This window comes from Cellulomonas sp. CW35 (genome assembly GCF_052378485.1).
GTDB classification, from domain to species: domain Bacteria; phylum Actinomycetota; class Actinomycetes; order Actinomycetales; family Cellulomonadaceae; genus Cellulomonas; species Cellulomonas uda.
This window is the reverse complement of sequence record NZ_CP199000.1, coordinates 2,802,547-2,824,579: the sequence shown is the minus strand read 5'-3', so window position 1 is coordinate 2,824,579 and position 22,033 is coordinate 2,802,547. Positions and strand designations below refer to the sequence as shown.

Sequence of the window (22,033 nt, the reverse complement as noted above, 5' to 3'; positions counted from 1 at the left end):
CGGCGCGCCGCACACCTGACACGGAGCCACCCGTCGACCTCGCTAGGGTCGGCGGGTGGCTCTCTTCGACCTCCCCCTGCCAGAGCTCGAGCGCTACCTTCCGGAGCTCGACGAACCCGCGGACCTCGACGACTTCTGGTCCCGCACGCTCACCCAGGCGCGTCGGCACGACGTCCTGCTCGACGCCCGGCCGCAGGACACCGGTCTGCGGCTGGTCGAGACGACGGACGTGACGTTCGCGGGCTTCGACGGTCAGCCGGTGAAGGCATGGGTCACGCGACCCGCAGGGTCGCAGGGCGACGCGCTGCCCGCGGTCGTCGAGTACATCGGCTACGGCGGTGGCCGCGGGTTCGCGCACGAGCGCCTCGCGTGGGCCGCCGCCGGGTTCGTGCACCTGGTCATGGACTCGCGCGGCCAGGGCTCGACGTGGGGGAGCGGCGCGCACACGCCCGACGAGGCGGGCTCGGGCCCGGCCGCGCCCGGCGTCATGACGCGTGGCGTCGAGGACCCGGAGCGGTACTACTACCGCCGGATCATGACGGACGCGGTCCGCGCGGTCGACGCGGTGCGCGCACTGCCGGGCGTCGACCCGGCACGGGTCGCGGTCACGGGCGGCAGCCAGGGCGGTGGCCTCGCGCTCGCCGCCGCGGGCCTGTCGGACGGGCTCGTCGCGGTGATGCCCGACGTCCCGTTCCTGTGCCACATCCGCCGCGCGGTCGACATCACGGACGGCTTCCCGTACGGCGAGCTCGTCCAGTACCTCGCGGTGCACCGCGGCTCCACCGAGCGGGTGTTCCGCACGCTGTCCTACGTCGACGGCGTGCACCTCGCGCGCCGTGCGACGGCGCCCGCGCTGTTCAGCGTCGCGCTGCGCGACGACATCTGCCCGCCCTCGACCGTCTTCGCGGCGTACAACCACTACGCGGGGCTCGCGGCGCAGCGGCCGCGCACCGACATCGAGGTGTACGAGTTCAACCGCCACGAGGGCGGCCAGGGCTTCCAGCTGGACCGCCAGCTGCGCTGGCTGCGCGACCTCGTCGACTGACGGACGCGTCAGGGCTCGGCGCGCAGACCGCAGCGACGCAGGAAGTCGTTGGCGAACACGCCGTCCGGGTCGCGGCGTGCGACGAGCGCGCGCATCTCGTCCCAGCGGGGGTACAGCTCCGCGAGCCGGCGGTCGCGGTCGGCGAACAGCTTGCCCCAGTGCGGACGTGCGGCGAACGGCGCGAGCGCATCCTCGATCACCGGCAGCGCCGCCTCGACCTGCTCGCGCCACGGCTGCCACGTCAGGTGCAGCGCGACCCGGGGCCCGCCGTGCGCGGTGGACAGCCACAGGTCGTCGCCCGCGACGGTGCGGATCTCGCTGACCAGCAGCAACGGTGAGATCACGTCGCGCAGCCCGCGCATCGCCTCGATCGCCGCGACGGCATGCTCGCGCGGCACAAGGTACTCGGTCTGCAGCTCGGCGCCCGCGGACGGGGTGTGCTCGAGCCGGAAGTGCGGCAGCCGCTCGTGCCACGGCCCGGGGACGGCGCCCTGCTGCGTGCACGCCGCCGGGTCGGCGCCCGGGCGACCGCGATGTGCGGCAGGGACGCCATGGTGTGCAGCGCCCAGCCCGCGGCGTGCAGCGTGCGCGCGAGCTCGCCGTACCGCACGCCGCCACCGGCGACCGCGTAGGGGCCCGCAGGGTCGTCGGGCACCAGGTCGACGGGGAGGTCGAGCCGGTCGAGCGCGACGAGCGTGCCGGGGCCGTCCGCGAGGTCGTGGAACGAGTGACGCGAGCCGAGCGCCCGCACGTGCCCGCGAGCGCGCGAGACGGCCGCGACCACGTCGGCGACCTCCTCGACGCTCGTCGGGCGCAGCAGCGGCCCGCCGCTGAACGTGTGGCTGCCCGCCCAGGTGGTGAGGGTCATCGGCGCTCCGGTGCGGACGTCGTCGGGTGTGCGGGCGTCACCGCGGCGCGGTGACGAAGATGTCGAACAGGTGCGGCGAGTGCGCGTGCACGAGCACCATGAACACCACGGCGTCGAACAGCAGGTGCACGACGAGCACGTACGTCAGCGACTTGGTGCGGCTGAACGTCCAGCCCTGGATGAGCGCGAACGGGACCGTCAGCAGCGGCCCCCAGGACCGGTAGCCGAGCTCCCACAGGAACGACACGAACACCGTGGCCTGCAGCAGGTTCGCGAGCCACACGGGGAAGTGCCGGCGCAGCAGCGCGAACACGGTGCAGATGAAGAACAGCTCGTCCCACGTGCCCACCGCGTTGACGCCGACGAACAGCCGCGCGATCTCGTCGGGCGCCTGGACGGTGGGCCAGTTCCGGTACGCGCCCGAGGTCAGGAAGTAGAACGGCAGCAGCAGGTACCCTGCGGCGACGACGACGAGCAGGTACCCCCACTGGAACCGCGTCCAGCGCTGCCCGGTGCGCCACGGGAAGCGGATCACGTCGTCGCCGAACACGCGGTGGGACAGGACGTACGGGACGACGACCGCGAGCGACAGGGCCACCGCGAACCGTGCGATGCCCGCGTCGGACAGGTCCGCGGCCAGCGGGATCGCGCTGACGATGCTCATGCCGACCGCGACGAGCAGCAGGTCCCGGCCGAGCACGCGGTCGACGGCGAGGCCGAGCGCGACGCCGACGACGAGCGGCACGTACGCCAGCGGCCGCACGTGCACCGCGAACAGCAGCACGGCCGACCCGCACACGAGCAGCGCCGCGAGCGCGTGCAGCGGGGGCACGTGCGCGCGTGTGACGGGCGGCGCGGCGTCGGCGATCTCGGTCACGCGTCCAACCCTCGCAGACGACACGGCCTGCGGCTGGACGACGTGATGCCCGTGTCGGCGGTATGCGCGAGGATGGGCGGGCGTCCGCTACCGGGCGCTCGCACCACCTGATCCCACCTGATCCCACCGGAGGTTCCTCCATGACTGCTGCCCTGCCCGAGGTCTCGGGTTCGTTCGGCCAGAAGCCGACCCTCACGTTCCCCGCCGCGGCTCCGTCCGGTGAGCTCGAGGTCCAGGTCCTCAGCCGGGGCGACGGCGAGCTGGTCGAGGCGGGCGACGACATCGAGGTCCACTACCTCGGCCAGTCCTGGCAGGGCGGGGTGTTCGACAACTCGTACGACCGAGGCTCGTCGATCGGCTTCCCGATCGGCGTCGGCGCGGTCATCGCAGGGTGGGACGAGGGCCTCGTCGGCCAGCAGGTCGGCAGCCGCGTGCTGCTGTCGATCCCGTCGCACCTCGGCTACGGCGACCGCGGCGTGCCGCAGGCCGGCATCAAGGGCGGCGACACGCTCGTCTTCGTGGTCGACATCGTGCGGACGTCGCGCTGAGCCGCGTCGTCATCACCTACTGCACGCAGTGCCGCTGGCTGCTGCGTGCGGCCTGGTACGCCCAGGAGCTGCTGACGACCTTCCACCGCGAGGTGGACGAGGTCGCGCTGCGTCCGGGGACCGGTGGCGTGTTCGTCGTCGAGGCATGGCCGGGGCAGGGTCCTGCCCCGGCGCCCGACGACGAGCACGCCCCGGTGGTCCTGTGGGACCGCGGGCGCGACGGCGGGTTCCCGGAGATCACCGAGCTCAAGCGCCGGGTACGGGACGTGGTCGCGCCGGACAAGCCGCTCGGTCACAGCGACCATGTCGCGGCCGTGGACGACCGGCCCACGGCGGTCGAGCCCTGAGGAGAAGTTGGACTGCGGTCCGACGCCACGTGGACGCCGGGTTCACACCGTTCGCGCGGACTCGTACCTTCTGACCAGGTCGACCGATCGCCTCGTGGCCGCAGCAGCTCGCTGGGTCGCACAACGGTGTGCGTCTGGTCGTCGCAAGGCCCTCGTCGCAGCGCGGGTTCAGGGGGAGCCACGCGCGCGCCGCGGGTGGGCGGTGTTCCGGGGGGAGACAGCACCGCCCACCCTGCGGTCGGACCGCGGCCCGAGGGCCGCCGGCCGGGGTCAGGTCAGTCGCACTTCACGCCCGTCGAGTGGACCGGGCAGTAGCCGTTCGGGTTCTTGACCAGGTACTGCTGGTGGTACGGCTCGGCGTAGTAGAACGGGCCGGCCTCGTCGGCGGAGCGGATCTCGGTCGTGATGTCCCCGAACCCCGCGCGCGCGAGCCTCGGCGCGAAGACGTCACGCGTGGCGTGCGCGGCCTGCGCCTGCTCGGGCGTCGTCGTGAAGACCGCCGACCGGTACTGGGTGCCGACGTCGTTGCCCTGGCGGAAGCCCTGCGTCGGGTCGTGCGCCTCCCAGAAGTGCCGCAGCAGCTCGTCGTGCGGCAGGACCGCGGGGTCGTACGCGACCAGGACGGTCTCGGTGTGCCCGGTCATGCCCGTGCAGACCTCGTCGTACGTGGGGTAGGGCGTGAAGCCGCCCTGGTAGCCGGCGGCCGTCGTGACGACACCGGGGAGCTGCCACAGCTCCTTCTCGGCGCCCCAGAAACAGCCGAGGGCCAGGTGGATCACCGCGGTGCCCTGCGGCCAGGGGCCCTGCAGCGGCGTCCCGAGGACCACGTGGGTCCCGGGCACGGTGTAGGCGTACCGGTCGCGGCCGACGAGCGCGCGCTCGGGCTCGACCATCGTGGTGCGGATCGCGGATCCGAAGAGCCATCCCATCGCGGGTCTCCTTCGACGGGGCGCCGGCCTCGCGCGCCGGGTGCTGCGCGGGGCGCGCCCTCGCAGGTGGCACAACCGCGCGGTCGGCCGGAGTGTTCCTGGCGCATGCGGGCCCGCCCGCGACCGTAGCCTGGGGCGGTGAACGCTCCTGGGCCCGCGGCGCCGCGCGCCGCCGACGCCGTCCCGATGTCCGTGCAGCGCGCCGCCGCGTGGTCGTGGCGGCTGCTGCTCATCGCGGCCGCGCTCGCGGTGGGCGTCGCCGCGATCGCGTACCTCAAGCTCGTCGTCGTGCCCGTCGCGGTCGCGCTGCTGCTGACCGTGCTGCTCCAGCCGCTCAGCACGTGGCTGCAGCGGCGCGCGCGCATGAGCCGGGCCGCCGCGGCGGGCGTGTCGCTCGGCGCGCTCGTCGTGCTCGTGCTGGGGCTGCTCGTGCTCGCCGGGCGCTCGGTGGTGCTGGGGATCGCGGAGCTGTGGCAGCAGGCGCAGGAGGGTGTCGACACGCTGCTCGACTGGCTCGCCACGGGTCCGCTGCAGATCTCGACCGAGAACGTGCAGGGGTGGGTCGAGCAGGCGCGGCAGGCGGCCGCGGACAACAGCGACACGCTCGTCGCCGGAGCGCTGCACGCGACCGTGACGATCGGCCACGTGCTCGCGGGCGCGATCATCACGCTGTTCTGCACGTTCTTCTTCCTGCACGACGGCCGTCAGATCTGGTCGTGGCTCGTCGGGCTGCTGCCGCGCAGCACGCGCGAGCACGTGCACCAGGCGGGGCGGCGCGGGGTCGTGACGCTCGGCGCCTACACGCGCACGCAGATCCTCGTCGCGGCCGTCGACGCGGTCGGCATCGGGATCGGTGCGGCGATCCTGCAGCTGCCGCTCGCGTTCCCGCTCGCGATCCTCGTGTTCCTCGGGTCGTTCGTCCCCGTGGTCGGTGCCGTGGTCACCGGTGCGGTCGCGGTGCTCGTCGCGCTCGTCACCCAGGGGCCCGTGGTCGCGCTGATCATGCTCGCGATCGTGCTCGCCGTGCAGCAGCTCGAGGGGCACGTCCTGCAGCCGTTCCTCATGGGTCACGCGGTGTCGCTGCACCCCGTCGCGGTGCTGCTCGCGGTGGCCGCGGGCTCGTTCATGGCGGGCATCCTCGGTGCGCTGTTCGCGGTGCCGATCGTCGCGGTGCTGAACACCGTCGTGCTGTACCTGCACGGGCACGACAAGTTCCCGCAGCTGGGGCACGACGACCACGTGCTCCTCAGACCCGTGGGCCACCCGGCGATCGACCGCGCCGTCGCGCAGCTCGCCCACCAGGAGGAGCTGGGTGGCGAGGCGGCCGTCGGGCCGCACGAGGGCGCGGCGACGGACCTCGAGGACGCGTCCGGCGACCCGGCGCGAGACGAGACGTCGCACGACGATGCCGCGCAGGGCGATGCCGCGCACGACGATGCCGCGCACGAGGGTCCGTCCGGGGACGGCGGGCGATGACCTGGCTCGAGGACGTCCGGCAGGCGGCCGCGCTGCTCGACGGGGTCGCGGAGCGCACCCCGGTCGAGACGAGCCGGGCGCTGTCCGAGCTCGCGGGCACGCCCGTGCTGCTCAAGTGCGAGAACCTGCAGCGCGCCGGGTCCTTCAAGATCCGCGGGGCGTACGTGCGGATGGCGGGCCTGTCCGACGAGGAGCGCCGGCGGGGCGTGGTCGCGGCGTCGGCGGGCAACCACGCGCAGGGCGTCGCGCTCGCCGCGCGGCTGCTGGGCATCGACGCCGTGGTGTTCATGCCGACCGACGCGGCGCTGCCGAAGATCGCGGCGACGCGCGAGTACGGCGCCCGCGTGGAGCTCGTCGGGTCGAGCGTCGACGACGCGCTGGTGCACGCGCGCGAGCACGCACGGGTCACGGGAGCGGCGCTGATCCACCCGTTCGACCACCGCGACGTCGTCGTCGGCCAGGGGACGATCGCCCTCGAGATCGTGGAGCAGGTGCCGGACGTCGCGACCGTCGTCGTGCCGGTCGGCGGTGGGGGGCTCGCGGCGGGCGTCGTCGCGACGCTCGCCGAGCTGCGCCCCGACGTGCGCGTGGTCGGCGTGCAGGCGGCGCACGCGGCCGCGTACCCCGCGTCGCTCGCCGCAGGCGTCCCGACCAGGGCGCCCGAGCTGCGCACCATGGCGGACGGCATCGCGGTCGGCCTGCCCGGCGACGTGCCGTTCGAGGTGCTCGCCCGCACCCGCACCGAGATCCGCACGGTGTCCGAGGAGGACCTGTCCCGCGCGCTCCTGCTCGTCGCGGAGCGCGCGAAGCTGCTCGTCGAGCCGTCGGGTGCGGCCGCGGTCGCCGCGCTCATGGCCGCACCGCCCGGTGACCTGGCCGGGCCCGTGGTCGCGATCCTGTCGGGCGGAAACATCGACCCGCAGGTGCTGCTGCGCGTGGTGCGGCACGGTCTCGCGTCGGCGGGCCGGTTCCTGTGGCTGCACGTGCGGATCGACGACCGTCCGGGCTCGCTCGCGCGGCTGCTCAACGACCTGGCCGCCACGGGGGCGAACGTCATGCACGTCTCGCACGTGCGCACGCAGACCGAGCTGGCGGTCGACGAGGTCGCGGTCGAGGTGCAGGTCGAGACGAAGGGACCGGACCACTGCGCGGCGGTGCAGCACGCGCTGCGCGCTGCCGGCTACCGGCTCACGGACTGACCGCTCCGCGCGGGCCGGCTCGCGCGCGGCGGCGGGACGACGACGGGCGCGTCCCGGGTGGTGACCCGGGGGACGCGCCCGTCGTGGTGCTGCTCAGCCCTCGAAGGGCTTCGCGGCGACGATCGTCACCTCGATCTCGCGCCCGTTCGGCGCGGCGTAGCTCGTCGTGTCGCCCACGGACTTGCCGTGGATCGACGCACCGAGCGGCGAGGTGGGGGAGAAGACCTGGATGCCCGTCGTGCCGGCCATCTCGCGCGAGCCCAGGAGGAAGACCTCCTCGTCGCCCGCGACCACGGCCGTGACGACCATGCCCGGCTCGACGACACCGTCGTCGGGCGGCGTGCCGATCTGCACGGTGCGGAGCTTCGCCTCGAGCTCGCGGATGCGGGCCTCGTTCTTCGCCTGCTCCTCGCGCGCGGCGTGGTAGCCGCCGTTCTCCTTGAGGTCGCCCTCGTCACGCGCCGCGGCGATGCGCTGCGTGATCTCGTCCCGGCGGGGGCCCTTGAGGTCCTCGAGCTCGGCGCTCAGGCGGTCGTAGGCCTCCTGCGTCAGCCAAGTGGCCGCAGTCGTGTCGGTCACGATCGCTCCTTCCTGCTTCCTGGTGCGTCCCGTCGGCGCCCTCCGTGACCCCACGGCTCGAGGCCGCAGGCGTCACCGGTCGGCGGTGTCTGGGGCGGGGTGTCGCCGTTCCGTCCGGTCGCGTCGACCGTCCGGTCCCGGTTCGTCGTGCCGTGCCGCGCTGGGAGCGGGCCGGACGCGACGAGGCGTGGGCGGCGTGCGAAACGCCCAGGATAGCAAGCGGTCGCGTCAGGGGGCGTCCGGCGCGTCCTCGACGGGGTCGCACGTCTGCACGCTCGCGCTCACGGCGAGCTCCGCGGTGGGGATGACGACGGTGACGCGCTGGGTGCGGGCGCCCGGGCCGATCTGCACGTCCTTGACGCCGACCTCGGCGTACGACTGCGACAGCGCACGCACGCGGCACGAGGCGGTGCTCTCCGGGTCCTTGGTGACCTCGAACGTCAGGTCGACCGTGTCCGCGCCGTGCACCGAGAACCCGATGGTCTTCCACTGCACGGGGTCGCGCAGCGCACTGATGCCGATCCAGCCCACCACGACCGCGCCGACGAGGGCGGCGAGCACGACCGTGACGAGCCACGGGACGCGCGAGCGCTCGTCGGGGTCGTCGCCGTAGCGTCCCGCGGGCGGCGTGGGGCTCGCGGCGGGCGTGCTGGCCACGGGGGTTCCTCCTGTGTGGTCGGCGGACCGGTTCCGGGTTCGTGGGTGCCGTGCGCGATCATTGTCCCGTGCCCGAGCTGCCCGCCGAACCACGGCGCCCCCAGAACGTGTCCGACACCTCGTCCCCGAGCGCTCCCGCCGGGTCGGCGTTCGTGCGCCGCACCGACGCCGCGGGTGAGCCGCTGCGCCTGATGGCGGTGCACGCGCACCCGGACGACGAGTCGAGCAAGGGTGCGGCGACCACCGCACGGTACGCCGCCGAGGGGGTCGAGGTGCTCGTCGTGACGTGCACCGGCGGCGAGCGCGGCGACGTGCTCAACGAGCGCTACGGCGAGGTGCCGGGCGGCATCGAGGGCATGCGTGAGGTGCGCCGGCACGAGATGGCCGCGGCCGCGGCCGCGCTCGGTGTGCGGCAGCGCTGGCTCGGCTTCGTCGACTCGGGGCTGCCCGAGGGGGACCCGCTGCCGCCGCTGCCCGAGGGGTGCTTCGCGCTCGTGGGCCTCGAGGACGCGAGCGCGCCGCTGGTCGAGGTGGTGCGCGAGTTCCGGCCGCACGTGATGACGACGTACGACCCGACGGGCGGCTACCCCCACCCCGACCACGTGATGTGCCACCGGGTCGCCGCCGAGGCGTTCGCGGCCGCGGGCGACCCCGAGCGCTACCGGGGCCACGGCGAGCCGTGGGCGCCGCTCAAGCTGTACTACAACCACGGTTTCTCGCTCGCGCGTCTGCGCGCGATGCACGAGGCGATCCTGGAGGCGGGCGGCGAGTCCCCGTTCGGGGACTGGATCGAGTCCCGCCAGGCGCGGGAGATCCCGGAGCGCGAGGTGACGACGCGCATCGAGTGCGCGGCGTACTTCGACCGGCGGGACGCGGCGCTGCGGGCGCACGCCACGCAGATCGACCCCGAGGGCTTCTTCTTCGCGGTCCCGCGCGAGGTCGAGCTCGCGCACTGGACGACCGAGGAGTACGAGCTCGCGGAGTCGCGCGTGCCGGTCACGCTCCCGGAGCACGACCTGTTCGCAGGGATCTCGGTGCAGCCGCTCGGCTCGCTCGAGCCGGCCGACGAGACGACGGGGACGGGTCGATGAACGCGCTGGACACGCTGGCGCTGGTCCTGGCCGCCACGCCCGCACCGAGCCCCAGCCCCACCGTCACCGCGGCCACCGGGGGCTCACCGGGCTTCCTGGGCTTCGTCTTCACGTTCGGGCTCGCTGCGGTCGCGGTGCTGCTGTTCCTGTCCCTCACGCGCCACCTGCGGGTCGTCGACCGGCGCGCCAAGCAGCTCGAGGCCGACGAGGCCGCCGAGGCCGCGGCGCGGGAGCGCGGTGCGGACGGCACGAGCGAGCCGGACGACGCGACCGACGGCACGCGGTGAGCGAGCGCCCCGAACCGCCGCGGCGGCCCGCGGTCCGTGTGACGATCGCCCAGGTCGCGGCGTCGGCGGACGCGGCGGCGAACGTGGTGGTCCTCCGTGACGCGTTCGCGCAGGCGCACCACGTCCGGGCCGACGTGCTGGTGCTGCCCGAGTACGCCTCGGCGTTCGACCCGGGCGGTGTGGGCGCCGAGCACGCCCAGCCGCTCGACGGCCCGTACGTGACAGCGCTGCGGGAGCGGGCGGCAGCCACGGGCGTCGCGGCGCTCGCGGGCGTGACGGTCCCGGGCGACGACGAGGACCCGCGCGCGGCGAACGTCGTGGTCGCGGTGGACGGCACGGGCGCGCTCGTCGGGACGTACCGCAAGGTGCACCTGTACGACGCGTTCGGCAGCCGCGAGTCCGACCGGCTGCGGCCGGGCCCGGCGGACGCGCACCCGCTCGTCCTCGACGTCGCGGGCGTGCGGTTCGGCGTGCTGACGTGCTACGACCTGCGGTTCCCGGAGTCGGCGCGGCGGGTGGTGGACGCGGGTGCGGACGTGCTCGTCGTGCCCGCGGCGTGGGCGGACGGTGCGCTCAAGGCGATGCACTGGCGCACGCTCGCGACGGCGCGTGCGATCGAGAACACGGCCGCGGTCGTCGCGGTGGGCATGGCGGGCAAGGGCGTCGTGGGGCGCTCGCTCGTCGTGGGGCCGGACGGCGTGGTGGGCCTCGAGCTCGACGACGAGCCGTCGATCCGCACGGTCGACCTGGACCCGGTCGAGCTGCGCGGCGTGCGCGAGGCGAACCCGTCGCTCGCCAACCGACGGTACGCGGTGGTGCCGGCGGGTCAGCGCAGCGAGTAGCTCGCGATCGACACGGCGATGTAGTGGCACGTGAAGCCGATGACGGTCAGCGCGTGGAAGATCTCGTGGAACCCGAAGTACCGCGGGCTGGGGTTGGGGCGCTTGGTGCCGTAGACGACCGCGCCCACGGTGTAGGCCAGGCCACCGGCGGCGATGAGCCACAGGACCGCCGCGCCGCCCTCGCGGTAGAACTGCGGCAGGAACGCGACCGCGACCCATCCGAGGATCACGTACACGGGCACGTAGACCCATCGGGGCGCGGAGAGCCAGAACACGCGGGCGAGCAGCCCGACGAGCGCGCCGGCCCAGACGGCGATGAGCAGGTTCCGGGCGGTCGTGGCGGGCAGCAGGAGCACGGCCAGGGGCGTGTAGGTACCCGCGATGATGAGGAAGATGTTGGTGTGGTCGAGGCGGCGCAGCACGCCCGCGACGCGCGGCGACCAGGTGCCGCGGTGGTAGACCGCGCTGGTGCCGAACAGCATGACGGCCGACAGGCCGAAGACCGCGGTGGACCACCGGGCGGCGGGCGTGGGGGAGAGCGCGACGAGCACGATCGACGCGGCGAGCACGAACGGTGAGACGCCGGCGTGGATCCAGCCCCGCAGGAGCGGCTTGACGGTCGCGGCGACCTGCTCGACCGCGCGTGCGACGCCCGAGGTGCCGCTGGGGGCGGGGGTGCTGGCCATGGTGCCTCGCGTTCGTGGTCGGGAACCTACGACCCCGTAGGTTACGGCCCCGTAGGTAGCGGTGTCGACCGTCTGCGCCGCACGGACGATCCTGCCTCACGCACATCGGCGGACGAGTACGGTTGACCGCGCCGGCACACCACGCCGCACCCGCCGGGCGCGAGCCCGGCCGGTACCGATCGCGACAGGAGAGCGCGTGCGCCTGCCCCATCCGCTGTACGGGCTGTACGAGCGCCGCCTCGCCGCGTCGCTGCCCTCGGACCGGATGCCGCGGCACGTCGGCGTGATCCTTGACGGCAACCGCCGCTGGGCGCGGTCCACCGGCAAGTCCACGCACGGCGGGTACCGCGCGGGCGCGGACAAGATCAGCGAGGTGCTCGCCTGGAGCGAGGACGTCGGCGTCGAGGTCGTCACGCTGTGGATGCTGTCCACCGACAACCTCAACCGCCCCGCCGACGAGCTCGAGGGCCTGCTCGTCGTGATCGACGACGCGGTGCGCGAGCTCGCCGCGACCCGCCGCTGGCGCGTGCAGGCGGTCGGCTCGCTCGAGCTGCTGCCCGAGCACACGGCCCAGGCCCTGCGCGACGCGCAGGAGGCGACGCGCGACGTCGTCGGGCTGCACGTCAACGTGGCCGTGGGCTACGGGGGCCGCCGCGAGATCGCCGACGCGGTGCGCGCCTACCTGCGGGACGCGGCCGACAAGGGCCTCGGGCTCGACGAGATGGCGGAGTCGTTCGACGTCGAGCACATCGCCGCACACCTGTACACCAAAGGGCAGCCGGACCCGGACCTCGTCATCCGCACCTCGGGCGAGCAGCGGCTCGGCGGGTTCCTGCTGTGGCAGTCGGCGCACTCGGAGTTCTACTTCTGCGAGGCGTACTGGCCGGACTTCCGGCGCGTGGACTTCCTGCGCGCGGTGCGCGACTACGCGGTCCGGGAACGGCGGCTCGGGCGCTGACGCGCGCTCGCGGTTGCCCCGGACGACCCGCCACGAGCGGGCCTCCCGCGGCGCCGTCACCCCGCCGGGTGGACGCCCGGCGAGGTGCAGGTGAACTTCGTGTCTCGGACGGCGCGTCGAGCCTGCGACCCGCGCGCGGCCGGGGTTAGCGTCACCACAAGGACGTCGCCCCGGCGTCCCCGGGAGGCCTAGCCCATGGAGCATCCGCTCCGGGAGGAGGGCCGGACCCGGCCCTTCGCAGGGTCGGACCGCCCTCGTCCCGCCGCCGCGAGCCGGCCCCCGCACCCCCGCGTGCGGGACACCGGAGCGCGACGCCTTCTGCGGCGCACGTAGCGCCGGAGGGAGCACGCCGTGGTCAGCAGCGCAGCTCAGCAGGGCCCCACCGGACCCGAGCCGGCCGGGCAGGACGACGCCCGCCGGACCCACGTCCTCGACACGTCCGTCCTGCTGTCCGACCCCAGGGCGATGTACCGCTTCGCGGAGCACGACGTGGTCCTGCCGGTGGTCGTCATCACCGAGCTCGAGGGCAAGCGGCACCACGCGGAGCTCGGGTACTTCGCCCGCTCGGCGCTGCGCCTGCTCGACGACCTGCGCGTCCAGCACGGCCGCCTCGACGAGCCGCTGCCCATCGGCGACCTCGGCGGGACGCTGCGCGTCGAGCTCAACCACACCGACCCGACCGTGCTGCCCGCGGGCTTCCGGCTCGGTGACAACGACACGCGGATCCTCGCGGTCGCGGCGAACCTCGCCGCCGAGGGCCGGGACGTGACCGTGGTCTCCAAGGACCTGCCCATGCGGGTCAAGGCCTCCGCGGTGGGGCTGCGCGCCGAGGAGTACCGCCACGAGCTCGCGGTCGAGTCCGGCTGGACGGGGATGGACGCGCTCGACCTCACCGAGCAGCAGATGGCCCAGCTGTGGGAGCACGAGTCGCTCCCGCTCGCGGACGTCGTCCCCTCCTCGTCGGAGCCGGGGTTCGGCACGGCCGCCCCGGGGGACCTGCCGTGCCACACCGGCCTCGTGCTGCACTCGCCCCGGGGGTCCGCGCTCGGGCGCGTGACCGCGGACAAGCACGTCGCGCTCGTGCGCGGCGACCGGGACGTGTTCGGCGTGCACGGCCGCTCCGCCGAGCAGCGCATCGCGATCGACCTGCTGCTCGACGAGGAGATCGGCATCGTCTCGCTCGGCGGTCGCGCCGGGACGGGCAAGTCCGCGCTCGCGCTGTGCGCGGGGCTCGAGGCCGTCCTCGAGCGCCGGCAGCACCGCAAGGTCATGGTGTTCCGACCGCTGTACGCCGTCGGCGGTCAGGAGCTCGGCTACCTACCCGGCTCCGAGGCCGAGAAGATGAACCCCTGGGCGCAGGCCGTGTTCGACACGCTCGGCGCGCTCGTCTCACGCGAGGTCGTCGAGGAGGTCATGGACCGCGACCTGCTCGAGGTCCTGCCGCTCACGCACATCCGCGGCCGGTCGCTGCACGACGCGTTCGTGATCGTGGACGAGGCGCAGTCGCTCGAGCGCAACGTGCTGCTCACCGTCCTGTCGCGCATCGGGCAGAGCTCGCGCGTGGTCCTCACGCACGACGTCGCGCAGCGCGACAACCTGCGCGTGGGTCGGCACGACGGTGTCGCCGCGGTGATCGAGGCGCTCAAGGGCCACCCGCTGTTCGCGCACGTGACGCTCACCCGCTCGGAGCGGTCGCCCGTCGCGGCGCTCGTCACGGAGCTGCTCGAGGGCATCGAGGTCTGAGCCCGACGCCCGACCCCGGGCGCAGACCTGTGCTCAGTCTTGTGCTCAGTCCTGCGTGAGCACCCCGTCCTGCAGGCGCACGACCCGGTCGGCCAGCGACATCATGACCGGGTCGTGCGTCGCGACGAGGGCCGTGGTGCGCTCGTGCTCGACGACCGCGCGCAGCAGCCCCATGATCGCGACGCCCGTGGCCGAGTCGAGCTGGCCGGTGGGCTCGTCCGCGACGAGCAGGCGCGGCGAGTTCGCGAGCGCACGCGCGATCGCGACGCGCTGCTGCTGACCGCCCGACAGCTCCCCGGGTCGCTGGTTGGCGTGCCCGCCGAGCCCGACGAGGTCGAGCAGCAGCGCCACGCGCTCGTCGCGGACCTTCGGCGGGATCTTGCGCAGCCGCAGGGGGACGCCGACGTTCTCGGCCGCCGACAGCACGGGCACGAGCCCGAACGTCTGGAACACGAACGACACGACGTCGCGCCGCAACGCGACGAGCCCGCGCTCGCCGAGCCGGGACACCTCCTGGCCGTCGACGACCACGCGCCCCTCGTCGGGGCGGTCGAGCCCGCCGACGACGTTCAGCAGCGTCGTCTTGCCCGAGCCGGAGCGCCCGACGAGCACCACGAGCTCACCGGGGGAGATCGACAGCGAGACGTCCCGCAGCGCGTGCACCGCGGCGTCCCCGCTGCCGTACGTGCGCGAGACGTGGTCGACCAGCACCATCGGCTCGGACGTGCTCGCGGCGTGCTTGCCCTGCTGCGCGGTCTCGACGCTCATCGGTGGGGTCCTCCCTCGTGCGTGCCGTCCTGGGGCGCGGCGGTGGGCTGCGTGGGGGCCACGCGCGGGCGGTCGGGCCACACGGACACGTGCGACGCCTCGAGCGCGAGCCGCACGCGGCCCGACAGCTCGAGGGCCTCGCGGTACTCGGCGGGCAGCTGGACCCGCCCCGCGCGGTCGAGCACGGCGAACTCCTCGGCCACCACGTGCTCGGTGCCGTCGTCGCGCAGGTGCGTGCGGCGGACCGTCTCCGACGACGTGCGCCCGTCGCGGATGGCGACCGTGCGCTGCACGTGCTCGCTCACGCCCGGGTCGTGCGTCACGACGACGACCGTGGTGCCGAGCTCGCGGTTGACCATCCGCAGGCTCTCGAGCACCAGGTCGGACGTCGCGGAGTCGAGCTCGCCGGTCGGCTCGTCGGCGAACACCACCTGCGGCGAGGTGGCGAGCGCGACGCCGATCGCGACGCGCTGCTGCTCGCCGCCCGACAGCTGGCCGGGCCGCCGGTCCGCGCAGTAGCCGACGCCGAGCAGCTCGAGGAGCTCGGCGGCGCGGGCCTCGCGCTCGCGCCGGCCGCTGCCCGCGAGCGCGAGGGGCAACGTCACGTTCTCGGTCGCGCTGAGGTACGGCACCATGTTGCGGGCCGTCTGCTGCCACACGAACCCGACCATCTGGCGGCGGTACGCCACACGCTGCGCGGAGGTCATGGCCATGAGGTCCCAGTCGCCGACGCGCACCCGCCCGGCGGTCGGGACGTCGAGGCCCGACAGGACGGCGAGCAGCGTCGACTTCCCGGAGCCGGACGCGCCGACGATCGCGACGAGCTCGCCGGGCTCGACGAGCAGGTCGAGGCCCTGCAGCGCCTGCACCTCGATGCCCTCGGACTGGTAGATGCGCACGAGCGAGTCGCACACGATGAGCGCGTCCCGCCCGAACGCCGGGGCGCCGGCCTCCTGCGTGAGCCGGTCGAGCGTCGTCGTCATCGCGCCTCCTTCGTCGTGGTCATCGTTCCGCCTCCCGGATGCCGAGGGCCAGGTCGTCGTCGCGCCGCGTGCGGGCCTCGACCTCGACCGCGACCGCGAGGCCCAGCGCGAGCGCCCCCGCCGCGAGCACGAACGGGACCCAGGTCGTCGCGACGCGCGTGCCGTCGGGCTCGCCCGTGAGCGTCGACAGGCCGAGCGCGCCGGTGAGCAGCCACGGCACCGCGACGCCGATCGCGCAGCCCGCGAGCAGGCCGGCGACGGCGACGGGCGCGGCCTCGCCCGCGGACAGCCGGCGTGCGGTGCCCGCGTCGAGCCCGAGCGTGCGCAGGACGTGCAGCGTGCGCCGCCGGTCGCGCGCGGTCGCCACGACGGTCAGGACGAGCGCGACGACGGCGAGCACCGCGAGCGCGCCCTGCGCGACGCGCAGCAGCGTGCGCAGCCCCGTGGTCAGCGGCGAGGTGTTCCACGCGTCGAGCCAGTCGGTGCGGCTCAGCACGCGCACGTTCGGCAGGCCCTCGACGGCCGTCGCGGTGACGGCGGCGTCGGCTCCGGGCCCCAGCAGCCACGTCGTCTCGGCGGGGATCTCGATCCCCATCGCCGCGGCGAGCGCGGCGCGGTCGACGACGACGGTCGGCGCACCGTCGACCCGCAGGTCGGTGGTGCCGCGCGGGTCCAGCGCGACGAACGACTCGGTGACCCAGACCTGCGGGTCGGTGGTCTCGGCGATGGGCTCCAGGTCCGCCGTCACGAGCGCGGGCACCCCGGTCCCCGGCGCGCCGTCCGCCAGCCGCGCGAGGCCCGCGCCGCCCTCGCCGCGGGCGGCGCGCAGCGCCTCGAACGGTCCCGTGTCGACGGCGAGCAGCGTGACGTCCACGCCCGAGCCCACGCCGAACGTGCGGCTCACCCACGTGCGCGAGCCCGTGACGCTCGTCAGGCCGTCCTGCTCGCGCAGCGCGGCCAACGCATCGTCCCCGACCGGCCCGTCGATCCGCACGTCGCCGCCCACCACGAGGTCCGCGGCACGCACCTGCCCGCGGTCCACGGTGGCGACCGTGATGCCGCTGAACACCATGAGCGCCACCGCGACCGTCACGCTGAGCAGCGGGATCGCGGTGCGGCTCGCGCGCTCGGCACGTGCCGTGGCGACCAGCCCGGCGAGCGCGGGGCCGCGCGAGGCGACGGCCCGCAGGCGGCGCAGCACGGGCGGCAGGGCGTGCGCGGTCAGGACGGTCGCGGCGCCGGCCAGCAGCACGGGGGTCGCCGCGAGGAGCCAGTCGACGTCGCCGACGCTGCTCGACAGCAGACCGCGCGCGCGGACGGACAGCAGCGCGCCGGTGGCGACCGCGAGCAGCGTGAGCTCCGCGACGAGCCGTCGCGTGCGGCGACGTGACGCGAGCCGGTCACGGTCGGCGCGGTTGGCGGGCACGCGTCGGCCGGTCCACGACCGTCGGACCAGGGCCCCCGCGAGCAGCGCGGGCGCGACCACGCCCACGGTCGCGACCGCGACGCCCGGCCACCACGCGCCCTGCGGCGGCATGACGAGCAGGAGCGCGGCGACCGCGAGCGCCGTCGCGGCGAGCGTGACGGGCACGGACTCGAGCAGCGCGCGCCAGCCCACGGACGTGACCGACGCCCCGCGTGCGCGTTCGAGCGTCAGGCCGCGGGAGCGCCGCTCGACCATGAGCCGCGCGGCGAGCAGGACGGTGAGTCCTCCGACCGCGACGATCCCCATGAGCAGGACGCTCGCCTGCGCGGTCGCACCGGCCAGGCGGTCGCGGTAGGCGAGCAGCTCGTCGTCGAGCGACGTCAGGAGCGTGGGCTGGCGCGCGTCGAGCAGCTGGAGCGGGCGCGGGTCGGTGCGCAGCGCCGCGACCTCGGCGGCGATGACCTGTGCCCGCGCCGCCGTGATGCGGTCGGGGACCGAGACGAAGCGCACGTCGGTGGTCACCGCCGACGGCTGGACGGCGACGAGCAGGTCGGGCAGCGACGCGTCCGTGACGAGCAGCCCGACGGCGGCGAGGTCCGCGGACCCGCCCGGGGCGGGCATGGCCCGGACGAGCTCGGGCAGCGTGGTCCACACCGGGTCGTCGGCGTCGGTCACCTCGTACGTGCCGACGACGACGGCGGTCAGCCGGGACACCATCGCGGTGGTCACGCGCACCTCGTCGCCCGGCTCGAGGCCGAGCGCGCGGGCGCCGTCGACGCTCACGCCCACCTCGACACGGCGCTCGACGTTCGCGAGCGACTGGTCCTCGGTGACGACCACGTCGTCGAGCTGCTCGGGTGCGCGGCCGGTGACCCAGCGGACCGGGTCGGCGCCGTCCGCGGGCAGGACGTAGCCCGCGCGTGCGACGAACTGGCCGCTGGGCAGGTTCCCGGTCCACGCGGACGTGAACGTCGACAGCGACGGTCCCGCGAGGTCGCGGAGCATCGACGCGGGCACGCCGGCGGCGACCGTCCGCGCAGCACTGCGCTGGTCGTCGGGTGCGTGGTCCGGGCGGACGCCCGCCTTGGGCGGTACGGCGCCGGAGACGCGTGCGACGACGTCGGTGGCCGGACGGCCCCGCTCGACGACGTCGCGCGCGCCCTCGTCGGCGACGCTCGTGACCAGCCGCGGCGCGAGGAGCGCGACGAGCACGAGCGCGGCGACGAGCGCACCCGTGAGCGCGAGCAGGCCCGCATCGGTGCGCGCGCGGCGGCGCACGAGCAGCGGGGCGCCCCCGACGACCGTCCGCACGCGAGTCGACACGTTCATCCCTCGTCCCCCAGTCGCAGGAGCGCGCCGGAGGTGCGGCGCAGGAGTGCGCGCGTGGTCAGGACCACCGCGAGCGTGGCACCGAGGCCGATCACCGCGACGACCGTCGCGAGCGCGGGCCACGGCCACTGCACGAGCACGCCCGGCACGGGTGCCAGACCGCGTGGCGAGACCGTCACGAGCGGGCCGACGACGCGCACGAGGGCGGCGCCCACGAGCACGCCCGCCACGGTGCCGAGCAGCCCCAGCAGCGCGTACTCGCCGAGCACCGCGCGGGACAGCGCGCCGCGCGACGCGCCCAGCGCCTGCAGGCGGGCCAGCTCGAGCCGTCGTGTGCGCACCGCGACGGTCGCGCTGAGCGCGACCCCGGTGACCGCGAGCGCGACGGCGGCGAGCGTGACGCTCCACAGCGCGGCGGGGATCCCGACCCGCAGCGGACCGTCGGTCGCCTCGACGACGGCTGCCGCGCGCGTGCTGGCGGTCCCGAGCTCCGAGCGGGCGACCGCCGCGGCGGCGGCCGGTGCGGCCGCGTCGTCGACCATGGCCCACCACTCGTCGGTGAGCGCGTCCCGACCGCCGGCGACGAGGGTCGCGCGGGTGAGCGCGTCCCGGTCCACGAGCAGGGCGTCGCCGTCGGGCACCGACGGCAGGTAGGGCACGACGGCGTCGACGCGCACCTGCACGTCGATCCCGTCGACCTGGACGACGAGCGTCTCGTCCGGCTCGGCGGTGAGCGTGCGCAGCAGGCCGGGCGTGACGATCGCGTGCACGATCGGCTCGCGCTCGAACGCGGTGGTGTACAGCGCGCTGTACCCCTGCAGCACCAGCCCCATGTTGGTCGCGGCGGTCACGTGCAGCGCGCCGGCCTCGACCCACGTGGCGCCCAGGCGGTTGCCCTCCGCGAGCGGGTTCCACGTCGACGGGGACGTCGTGCGCCACTGCGCGCGTGCCAGGTCGACGGGCGTCGGCTCGCCGTCCGCGTCGAGCGCCTGCATGCGCGAGACGATGCCGTGGACCGTGACCTCCCAGTTCTCGGGCGTGAGGAGGTCGACCGCGAGCGGGTCGAGGCGGATGTCCATGGTGACGCCGAGGAGCTGCAGGGCTCCGACGCCCTCGGGCACGTCAAGCGTGAACGTCGTGGGGACGGCCTCCTCGACGGGACGCCCCGACGTGGGCGCGAGCATGCCGACGTCCAGCGTGGTGCGAAGGCCGCGCTCGTCGGCGAGGAGGACGGACACGCGCAGCTCGGCGCCCTTGATGCGCTTGGCGAGCCAGCCCTGCACGTCGAACGAGATCGACCGCGTGCCCGCGGGGAGCGGTGCCCCGCGGACGACGGACGCGGGCGCGAGGTCCCGCGTCACCGCGGGCCACCCGGCGTCCAGCCGTCCGCGCAGCAGGTCGCCCGCGTGCCGCGTGTCGAGCGCGACGAGGGTGGCCGGGACCCCGGTGCTCAGCGCGCTCGCACCGGTCGCGATGCCGACCTGCGCCTGCCGCCGGGCGACGGGTGACGTGATGGGCGCCTCGGGCAGCCCCGCGAGCAGCGCCGACTGCTCGAGCGGTGAGCCGCCGAGCTCGTCGACGCGCAGGTCGGTGCCCACCGCGAGCTCGGCCTGCTCACGCTGCGAGAGGTGCCACGTCGCGAGCCAGCCCTGCGCGAACGTGCCGACCGCGACCGCGAGCGTGACGAGCAGGACGGCGCCCGCGGCCCGGTGCGGTCGGCGGCTGACCTGCCAGGCAGCCAGCGGGGCGACGAGCGACCGGCTGTGCCGCGCGACGGCCTCGCCCGTGCGTGCCACGACCGGCAGGACGCGGCCCGCGAGCACGCCGCCGGCGAGCAGGACGAGCGCGGGGGCGGCGACGAGCAGGGGGTCCAGACCGCGCGAGCCCGCGAGACCCGTGGCGCCGTGCCGGACGAGCTGCCACAGCGCGACGCCGGCGACGACCACGACCGCCAGGTCGACGCCCGAGCGGGCGAACATCTGGCGACGGTCCTGGCGGACCTCCTGCTGCTCGGAGTCGACCGCCGAGACCCGGCGCCGGAGCGTGGGCGCGAGCAGCACGGCGGCGAGCAGCGTGGCGGCGACGGCGCACGTGAGCCAGAGCGTCGTCGGTGTGCCGGGGTCGGTCGCCAGCCCCGCGTCGCGCAGCAGGCGGGCGCGCGTGAGGGCGCCGTACGCGAGGCGCGCGAGCCACGGGGCGAGCAGCGCGGCGGCCAGCGCGACGCCGAGCGCCTCGAGCGCGGCGAGGCCGACGAGCTGCGGTGCGGACGCCCCGCGTGAGGTGAGCAGCGTCTGCTCCGCGGTCCGCCGCTCGGCGAGCAGGCGCGCGGCGATGAGCAGGACCGTGACGGCGACGACGAGCAGCAGGAGCCCGACGACGACCACGCCCGCCCGCGTGACCGCGAGCGTGGCCGCGATCTCGTCGAGCGTGCGGTCGAGCGTCGTGCTGACCTGCACGCTCGCGGCCGGGATGGACGCGTACGCGTCGGTCTGGGCGGTCTCGAGCCGGTCGCGCAGCCCGGCGCGCTGCGCGGGTGTCGCGGACCCGAGGTCGGGCTTGGCGACGAGCGTGAGGGTGCCCGGGACGATCGCGTCCACGTCGTGCGCGACGACGATCGGGCCCCACGCCTCGGTGACGACCGAGCCGAACGAGCCGGGCACCGGGAAGTACGGCTCGTGGCCGCGGCCCGAGAGCAGGTCGCGCTGCCACAGGGCGCGCGGCGGCTCGGCGCGGTACACGCCGACGACCCGCATGCGCAGGTCGGCGCCGAGCTCGACGCCCTCGAGCGCGACCTCGTCGCCGAGCTCCCAGCCGTAGCGCTCGGCCGCGTCCTGCGGCACGGCGACGGGGACGGCGTACGAGCCGGGTACGGACGCGGTCGTCGGCCACTCGCCGGCGAGCAGGGTCGTGTGCTCGGGCACGACGGGGTAGTCGGCGAGGTACACGATCGGGTCCACCGGGTCCGCGGTGCCGGGTACGGACAGCCACGGCGACGACGTCCACACGTCCCGCTCCTGCGCGACGTCGCCGACGATGGCGTCCATCGCGGCGTGCGCGGCGGCGGCCACGCTGGTCCCGTCCTTGCCGCCGACGACCGAGCGCAGGTCGATCGTCGTGTCCCCCAGGTCGACCCGCTCGAGGGCGACCTGCGGCGCCCGCGTCTCGCTCGCCGTGAGCAGCAGCGCGAACGTGCCGAGCAGCGTCGTCGCCACGAGGGTCACGGTCAGCACCGCGAGCAGCAGGGTGCCCTGCGCCGTCGCCCGGCGCAGCAGCAGCCGTGACCTCCAGCCCACGCGTCGACCTCCCGACCTCGTCGTCACCGGTCCGCAGCGGGCCGGGCGGGGCGACAGTAACCCAGCGCGCAGAGGCCCCGGGAGCGGTCCCACGAACGCCGC

At 75.0% G+C, this 22,033-nt stretch carries 19 protein-coding genes and 1 pseudogene; 10 read left to right on the top strand and 10 right to left on the bottom strand.

Translation table 11 applies throughout. The features are described 5' to 3' along the window. Window positions 1-55: 55 nt before the first annotated feature. Window positions 56-1,045 carry an acetylxylan esterase gene (locus ACT17Q_RS12910; RefSeq protein WP_268532757.1) on the top strand — a complete coding sequence of 330 codons (990 nt, stop codon included), beginning with the start codon at window positions 56-58 and terminating at the stop codon, window positions 1,043-1,045. Between the two features lie 8 nt (window positions 1,046-1,053). Here the strand turns inward: ACT17Q_RS12910 and ACT17Q_RS12905 are convergent. Both ACT17Q_RS12905 and ACT17Q_RS12900 read right to left on the bottom strand, forming a co-directional pair. Next, window positions 1,054-1,913: pseudogene (locus ACT17Q_RS12905) on the bottom strand (D-arabinono-1,4-lactone oxidase). Between the two features lie 37 nt (window positions 1,914-1,950). Then, window positions 1,951-2,781, bottom strand: a complete 831-nt coding sequence (locus ACT17Q_RS12900) for a CPBP family intramembrane glutamic endopeptidase (RefSeq protein ID WP_268532882.1) — start codon at window positions 2,779-2,781, stop codon at window positions 1,951-1,953. Between the two features lie 149 nt (window positions 2,782-2,930). On the opposite strand from ACT17Q_RS12900, the gene ACT17Q_RS12895 reads away from it, so the two are divergent. After that, entirely contained in the window at window positions 2,931-3,338 is a 408-nt protein-coding gene (locus ACT17Q_RS12895) for an FKBP-type peptidyl-prolyl cis-trans isomerase (RefSeq protein ID WP_094179307.1), read from the top strand. Further along, window positions 3,335-3,685: a SelT/SelW/SelH family protein gene (locus tag ACT17Q_RS12890; RefSeq protein WP_444665394.1), complete on the top strand. Its 351-nt coding sequence runs from the start codon at window positions 3,335-3,337 to the stop codon at window positions 3,683-3,685. The genes ACT17Q_RS12895 and ACT17Q_RS12890 overlap by 4 nt, the downstream gene beginning before the upstream one ends. 275 nt (window positions 3,686-3,960) lie before the next feature. Here the strand turns inward: ACT17Q_RS12890 and msrA are convergent, their stop codons facing one another. Next, window positions 3,961-4,614, bottom strand: a complete 654-nt coding sequence (msrA, locus tag ACT17Q_RS12885; protein WP_444662862.1) for a peptide-methionine (S)-S-oxide reductase MsrA — start codon at window positions 4,612-4,614, stop codon at window positions 3,961-3,963. A 138-nt stretch (window positions 4,615-4,752) separates the two neighbouring features. Here msrA and ACT17Q_RS12880 point away from each other — a divergent pair, with 138 nt between their 5' ends. Continuing rightward, window positions 4,753-6,090, top strand: a complete 1,338-nt coding sequence (locus ACT17Q_RS12880; protein ID WP_444662860.1) for an AI-2E family transporter — start codon at window positions 4,753-4,755, stop codon at window positions 6,088-6,090. Next, window positions 6,087-7,289, top strand: coding sequence for a threonine ammonia-lyase (gene ilvA / locus ACT17Q_RS12875; RefSeq protein WP_141322126.1), 1,203 nt, complete (start codon window positions 6,087-6,089; stop codon window positions 7,287-7,289). Before ACT17Q_RS12880 ends, ilvA begins: the two co-directional genes overlap by 4 nt. Before the next feature lie 93 nt (window positions 7,290-7,382). Here the strand turns inward: ilvA and greA are convergent, their stop codons facing one another. Together greA and ACT17Q_RS12865 are read right to left on the bottom strand one after the other, a co-directional pair. Continuing rightward, entirely contained in the window at window positions 7,383-7,868 is a 486-nt protein-coding gene (gene greA, locus ACT17Q_RS12870) for a transcription elongation factor GreA (RefSeq protein ID WP_141318077.1), read from the bottom strand. 228 nt (window positions 7,869-8,096) lie between these two features. Continuing rightward, on the bottom strand, window positions 8,097-8,525 hold the full coding sequence (locus ACT17Q_RS12865) for a DUF4307 domain-containing protein (RefSeq protein WP_444662857.1): 429 nt from the start codon (window positions 8,523-8,525) through the stop codon (window positions 8,097-8,099). Between the two features lie 191 nt (window positions 8,526-8,716). On the opposite strand from ACT17Q_RS12865, the gene mca reads away from it, so the two are divergent. Genes mca through ACT17Q_RS12850 form a run of 3 tightly spaced genes read left to right on the top strand, consistent with a single transcriptional unit; the run spans window position 8,717 to window position 10,745 of the window. Then, window positions 8,717-9,616 (top strand): mycothiol conjugate amidase Mca, encoded by a 900-nt coding sequence (gene mca, locus ACT17Q_RS12860; RefSeq protein WP_094182014.1) that lies wholly within the window; start codon window positions 8,717-8,719, stop codon window positions 9,614-9,616. Continuing rightward, window positions 9,613-9,903 (top strand): hypothetical protein, encoded by a 291-nt coding sequence (locus ACT17Q_RS12855; protein ID WP_094179311.1) that lies wholly within the window; start codon window positions 9,613-9,615, stop codon window positions 9,901-9,903. The genes mca and ACT17Q_RS12855 overlap by 4 nt, the downstream gene beginning before the upstream one ends. After that, window positions 9,900-10,745 (top strand): nitrilase-related carbon-nitrogen hydrolase, encoded by an 846-nt coding sequence (locus tag ACT17Q_RS12850; protein WP_444662855.1) that lies wholly within the window; start codon window positions 9,900-9,902, stop codon window positions 10,743-10,745. Before ACT17Q_RS12855 ends, ACT17Q_RS12850 begins: the two co-directional genes overlap by 4 nt. Here the strand turns inward: ACT17Q_RS12850 and trhA are convergent. Beyond that, window positions 10,730-11,431, bottom strand: a complete 702-nt coding sequence (gene trhA, locus ACT17Q_RS12845) for a PAQR family membrane homeostasis protein TrhA (protein WP_444662853.1) — start codon at window positions 11,429-11,431, stop codon at window positions 10,730-10,732. The two genes, ACT17Q_RS12850 and trhA, sit on opposite strands and share 16 nt — an antisense overlap. A 196-nt stretch (window positions 11,432-11,627) precedes the next feature. On the opposite strand from trhA, the gene ACT17Q_RS12840 reads away from it, so the two are divergent. After that, a complete protein-coding gene (locus tag ACT17Q_RS12840; protein WP_094179314.1) occupies window positions 11,628-12,389 on the top strand; it encodes an isoprenyl transferase in 762 nt (253 codons plus the stop codon). A 351-nt stretch (window positions 12,390-12,740) separates the two neighbouring features. Then, complete coding sequence (locus ACT17Q_RS12835; RefSeq protein WP_141318087.1) at window positions 12,741-14,132, top strand: PhoH family protein; 1,392 nt, start codon at window positions 12,741-12,743, stop codon at window positions 14,130-14,132. Window positions 14,133-14,177: 45 nt separating this feature from the next. Here the strand turns inward: ACT17Q_RS12835 and ACT17Q_RS12830 are convergent, their stop codons facing one another. From ACT17Q_RS12830 to ACT17Q_RS12815, 4 genes are read right to left on the bottom strand one after another with little or no spacing between them, the layout of a single operon-like run. Beyond that, on the bottom strand, window positions 14,178-14,900 hold the full coding sequence (locus tag ACT17Q_RS12830; protein ID WP_444662850.1) for an ABC transporter ATP-binding protein: 723 nt from the start codon (window positions 14,898-14,900) through the stop codon (window positions 14,178-14,180). Beyond that, on the bottom strand, window positions 14,897-15,883 hold the full coding sequence (locus ACT17Q_RS12825) for an ABC transporter ATP-binding protein (RefSeq protein WP_444662848.1): 987 nt from the start codon (window positions 15,881-15,883) through the stop codon (window positions 14,897-14,899). Before ACT17Q_RS12825 ends, ACT17Q_RS12830 begins: the two co-directional genes overlap by 4 nt. A 19-nt stretch (window positions 15,884-15,902) precedes the next feature. Further along, on the bottom strand, window positions 15,903-18,638 hold the full coding sequence (locus ACT17Q_RS12820) for an FtsX-like permease family protein (RefSeq protein ID WP_444662846.1): 2,736 nt from the start codon (window positions 18,636-18,638) through the stop codon (window positions 15,903-15,905). Continuing rightward, window positions 18,635-21,931 carry an ABC transporter permease gene (locus ACT17Q_RS12815; protein ID WP_444662844.1) on the bottom strand — a complete coding sequence of 1,099 codons (3,297 nt, stop codon included), beginning with the start codon at window positions 21,929-21,931 and terminating at the stop codon, window positions 18,635-18,637. Before ACT17Q_RS12815 ends, ACT17Q_RS12820 begins: the two co-directional genes overlap by 4 nt. Window positions 21,932-22,033: the final 102 nt, after the last annotated feature.

Excerpts from the sequence above, each read along its gene's own strand:
- mca (WP_094182014.1), top strand. The coding sequence starts at position 8,717 with ATGGCGGTGCACGCGCACCCGGACGACGAGTCGAGCAAGGGTGCGGCG.
- msrA (WP_444662862.1), bottom strand. The coding sequence starts at position 4,614 with ATGGGATGGCTCTTCGGATCCGCGATCCGCACCACGATGGTCGAGCCC.
- ACT17Q_RS12825 (WP_444662848.1), bottom strand. The coding sequence starts at position 15,883 with ATGACGACGACGCTCGACCGGCTCACGCAGGAGGCCGGCGCCCCGGCG.
- ACT17Q_RS12895 (WP_094179307.1), top strand. The coding sequence starts at position 2,931 with ATGACTGCTGCCCTGCCCGAGGTCTCGGGTTCGTTCGGCCAGAAGCCG.
- ilvA (WP_141322126.1), top strand. The coding sequence starts at position 6,087 with ATGACCTGGCTCGAGGACGTCCGGCAGGCGGCCGCGCTGCTCGACGGG.
- ACT17Q_RS12830 (WP_444662850.1), bottom strand. The coding sequence starts at position 14,900 with ATGAGCGTCGAGACCGCGCAGCAGGGCAAGCACGCCGCGAGCACGTCC.
- ACT17Q_RS12820 (WP_444662846.1), bottom strand. The coding sequence starts at position 18,638 with ATGAACGTGTCGACTCGCGTGCGGACGGTCGTCGGGGGCGCCCCGCTG.
- trhA (WP_444662853.1), bottom strand. The coding sequence starts at position 11,431 with ATGGCCAGCACCCCCGCCCCCAGCGGCACCTCGGGCGTCGCACGCGCG.
- ACT17Q_RS12855 (WP_094179311.1), top strand. The coding sequence starts at position 9,613 with ATGAACGCGCTGGACACGCTGGCGCTGGTCCTGGCCGCCACGCCCGCA.